Source organism: Massilia sp. P2_C2, assembly GCF_056404615.1.
Genome location: NZ_JBFUDR010000458.1, coordinates 1 through 3,540 on the forward strand (window position 1 = coordinate 1; position 3,540 = coordinate 3,540).

At 63.9% G+C, this 3,540-nt stretch carries 4 protein-coding genes; 2 read left to right on the forward strand and 2 right to left on the reverse strand.

The window, feature by feature from the left end; all coding sequences use genetic code 11:
- Positions 1-203 (forward strand): hypothetical protein (locus AC1DYX_RS29290; protein ID WP_477265455.1); only part of this gene is annotated, 203 nt, incomplete at its 5' end.
- A 177-nt stretch (positions 204-380) separates the two neighbouring features.
- Here AC1DYX_RS29290 and AC1DYX_RS29295 read toward each other — a convergent pair.
- Together AC1DYX_RS29295 and AC1DYX_RS29300 are read right to left on the reverse strand one after the other, a co-directional pair.
- Positions 381-1,517, reverse strand: coding sequence for an AI-2E family transporter (locus AC1DYX_RS29295; RefSeq protein WP_477265457.1), 1,137 nt, complete (start codon positions 1,515-1,517; stop codon positions 381-383).
- A complete protein-coding gene (locus AC1DYX_RS29300; RefSeq protein WP_477265459.1) occupies positions 1,514-1,996 on the reverse strand; it encodes a cyclic nucleotide-binding domain-containing protein in 483 nt (160 codons plus the stop codon). Before AC1DYX_RS29300 ends, AC1DYX_RS29295 begins: the two co-directional genes overlap by 4 nt.
- Positions 1,997-2,231: 235 nt before the next feature.
- Between AC1DYX_RS29300 and AC1DYX_RS29305 the strand changes: the two genes are divergently transcribed.
- Positions 2,232-3,383: a GGDEF domain-containing protein gene (locus tag AC1DYX_RS29305; RefSeq protein ID WP_477265461.1), complete on the forward strand. Its 1,152-nt coding sequence runs from the start codon at positions 2,232-2,234 to the stop codon at positions 3,381-3,383.
- The last annotated feature ends 157 nt before the right edge of the window (positions 3,384-3,540 follow it).

Here is a 3,540-nt window from a genome sequence, read left to right on the forward strand (position 1 = left end):
GCGGCGAGCGCCGGCCGCCGGTCGCGCCGCGCGGAGATGCGCCGAAGGGCCGCGTGATCGAAGTGGCGCCGCGCCGCAATGCGCGTGGCGGCGACCGCAACGAGCGCCGCGGCGAGCCGGCGCCGTTCACGCCGCCGCCGTCCAGGGCGAAGGCTGGGATCCTGTCGACCATCAAATCCAAGCCGAAGGCAGGGCGCAAATAAGCCGCAAATTCGGGGTCAGAGCACTTTTTGCGCAAATATCCTAGGGCCAACTTTGGCCATTGATGTCATCCCTTCGACGGAACATGCCGATACCTCGTCTCGCAGTGCGCACGGTGCACGGCGCAGACGAGCATGCTTTGGCAACATGTCACCAAAAAGTGCTCTGACCCCGAATTTTTAGACGCTCAGGTCGGCACTCGCCTGCTTCTCACGCAACGCCCGCGCGTACCGATGCCGCGCCCGCAGCCGCGGATTGGTCATCAGCCGCCCCATGGTCTCGCCGATCACCATCACGACGCCCAGCAGCGGCAGCACGAGCATCAGGCCGGCCACGCCGGACAGCGCGCCGCCGATGAAGATCATCAGCACGGTGACCAATGGGTGGATGTGCAGGCTGCGGCCCAGGGTCAGCGGCATGAAGACGAAGTCGTCCAGCAGGCGCGCCAGGATGAAGACGACGATCGCGCCATAGGCGATCAGCGGGTTGCTCGGGGCGTCGGTGGCGGCGACGACCACGACCATCATGCAGCCCACCACCGAGCCGACGAACGGCACCCAGGCCAGCAGCGCGGAAATGAAACCCAGCAGCAGCGGCGACGAGACGCCGATCACCCACAGGCCGAAGCCGAGCACGATGGTGTCCAGTACGGTCAGCTTCAATAATCCTTCGAAATAGCGGCGCGCGGTCTGGTCGACCTGGTGCAGCAGGAACAGGGTGCGTTCGAAATAGGCGTTCGGCACGGCGCGGGCGAGGAATTTCTTGAAGCGCAGCCCATCGCGCAGGAAGAAGAAGGCGAGGAACGGCGCCAGCAACAGCGACGGCAGCCAGCCGGCCGCGCCCAGCAGGAAGGACGTCAGGTGGCGTTGGGCGAAGTTGTCGGTATAGGCTTTAAAACGTTTGTTGACGACCGAGGTCAAATGCATCTCGGCCAGGATCGGGAACTTGGCTTCCAGCAGCGTCATCGTGTTGCGCACGAATGCGACGCCGCCGTCCAGGTACAGGGCGCCCGTCTTGTGCCAGCTGTCGGTGTCCCCGGGCTCGGCGGTCCACGTCATCGTCGCGATCGCCACCAGGGTACAGGCGCCGAAGAAGACGGTGCAGACGAGCGTGGCCGAGACGTTGCGGGTAAAGCCGGCGCGCAGCAGGCGTTGCATCGGACCCAGCAGGATGTAGTACGTGACGGTGCCGAGGATGAACGGCAGCACCAGCCACAGCATGTGCTCGAGCAGCACCAGCAGCAGGCACGTGATGCCGATGATGCCCGTCCAGACGAATGGGCCGCTGCGCTCGTCGCGAAGAGGGCCGTGGCTCACAAGGCCTCCGCCTGGGTGTAGCCGTCGAGCAAGCCGCGCAGGCGCTGGCCGATGTGGCGTGCCAACGCCAGCGAGATCTTGTAGCCGATCACGGCATCCGTGTCCATCAGGGCCACGAAGTCGTCGCGGAAGAACACGGCCAATTCGCAGGCGTCGAGGGCGCGTACCTGGGCGCTGCGCGGTGAATTATCCAGCAGGGCCATATCGCCAAAGAAGTTACCTGGACCCAGTTCTCCCACGATCTGGCGCCCGCGGCTATGCGTGCGGCTGATCTGGACGTGTCCGCTCATGACCAGGTACAGCGCCTGGCCTTCCTCGCCTTCGTCGAACACGATTTCGTTCGGCAGGTAGCGCCGCTCGTGCATCAGGCCATCCACCAGTTTGATTTCCAGCGGCTTGAGGGAGCGGAACAGTGCCGTGTTCTGCAGCCGGAGCTGGCGAGGGGATAGCGTGGACGATTTCAAAAAACCAAGAATCACGGAAGCTCCAGGACGATGCAGCCGGGTAGCTGCCAATCAATTATGAACTATTCATTTGTGCTTGCGCAGCAACGCATGCTGGGTGCGATTTGTTGCGATGCAACACTTTTATCTTGCTTATGGGATACTGCAAATCGTGCGTGCAAGTGGTTGGGAAACGTGTAATATAATTCTCTCGGGAAATATTTATTATTTACATTGCATCATCTCATCACTTCCGACCAGGGGGAAACGAGTGATCGATATCCAGACCTTCATGCTGGCGCTCGGCGTCGGCAACACGGCGTTTGCGTTGCTGATGGCCGGTTACATGCGTGGGGCGGCGCCAAACCCGGGCCTGTGCACCTGGATGTGGGCGCGCCTGTCGTCCGGCCTCGCGCAGATCTGTTGCTGGGCGGCGCCGCATGCCGGGCTGCGTATCGCGGAAGAGCTGGCCGCATTCGGCTGGGTAGGCGGTGTCGCACTGGAGGTGGCGTCGTATTGCGTCTTCTTCGGGTTCGGCAACTGGCAGCGCAAGCTTGTGCCGGCATCCGCCGCGGCCCTGGCCGCCGTCGCCATCGCGACAATGGCACAGGTGTCGCGCGAACAGATGATGCAGGTCGTGGCGGTGCTCGTCGCCCTGTTTGCGTCCGKCGCCGCGGCCATCCTGCTGCGGCCGCAGGCCGATGCGCCGCTGCTGCAGCGCATTATCGGTGCCAACGATGCCCTGTTCGCCATCGCGATCTGGATTTGGGTGGGCGTGGCCAATGGCGTCGGGACGTTCAATGTGAACCCCGTGTATGGCTTCGTCTATCTGGCCAGCTATCTGCTGATGATCGTCAATGGGTTCGGTTTCCTGCTGCTGTGCAAGCTGAAAGACGATCAACGCATGCAGCGCCTGGCCACGATCGATGGCCTGACCGACATGCTGAACCGCCGCGCTTTCTTCGAGCGGGCCGAGCGCGCGCGCCAGCTGGCGGTGCGCCTGCGCAAGCCGATCGCACTGATGATGCTCGACCTCGACCACTTCAAGCAGCTCAACGACAGTTTTGGTCATGCCTGTGGCGACGAAGCCCTGCGCTTGTTCGCCGACACCGCGCGCGCCAGCCTGCGCGAGAACGATGTGATGGGCCGGCTCGGCGGCGAGGAATTCGCGCTGGCAATGCCGGGCACGTCGCTGGCCTGCGCGCAGTATGCCGCCGAACGCCTGCGCGCCGCCGTCGCCGAGGCGCCCGCACTCGCCTGCGCCGCCACTTATCGCATGACGGTCAGCATCGGTCTCGTGATGATCGACCCGGACGAGGAATTGACGGCGGCCCTGGCGCGTGCCGATCACGCCTTGTATACAGCCAAGACTGGTGGCCGCAACCGCGTCGAGATCGACGCGCCGGTGCTGAAGCGCGCGTAGGGTGGGCACCCGTGCCCACGCGTGACGGTTGCGTCATGCTGGCGTTCGCGTGGGCACATGGGTGCCCACCCTACCAAGCCGCCGGGGCTGGAAACGAAAAAAGGTCCGACGAATCGGACCTTTTTTCTTGATGCTGGCGGAGCGGACGGGGCTCGCC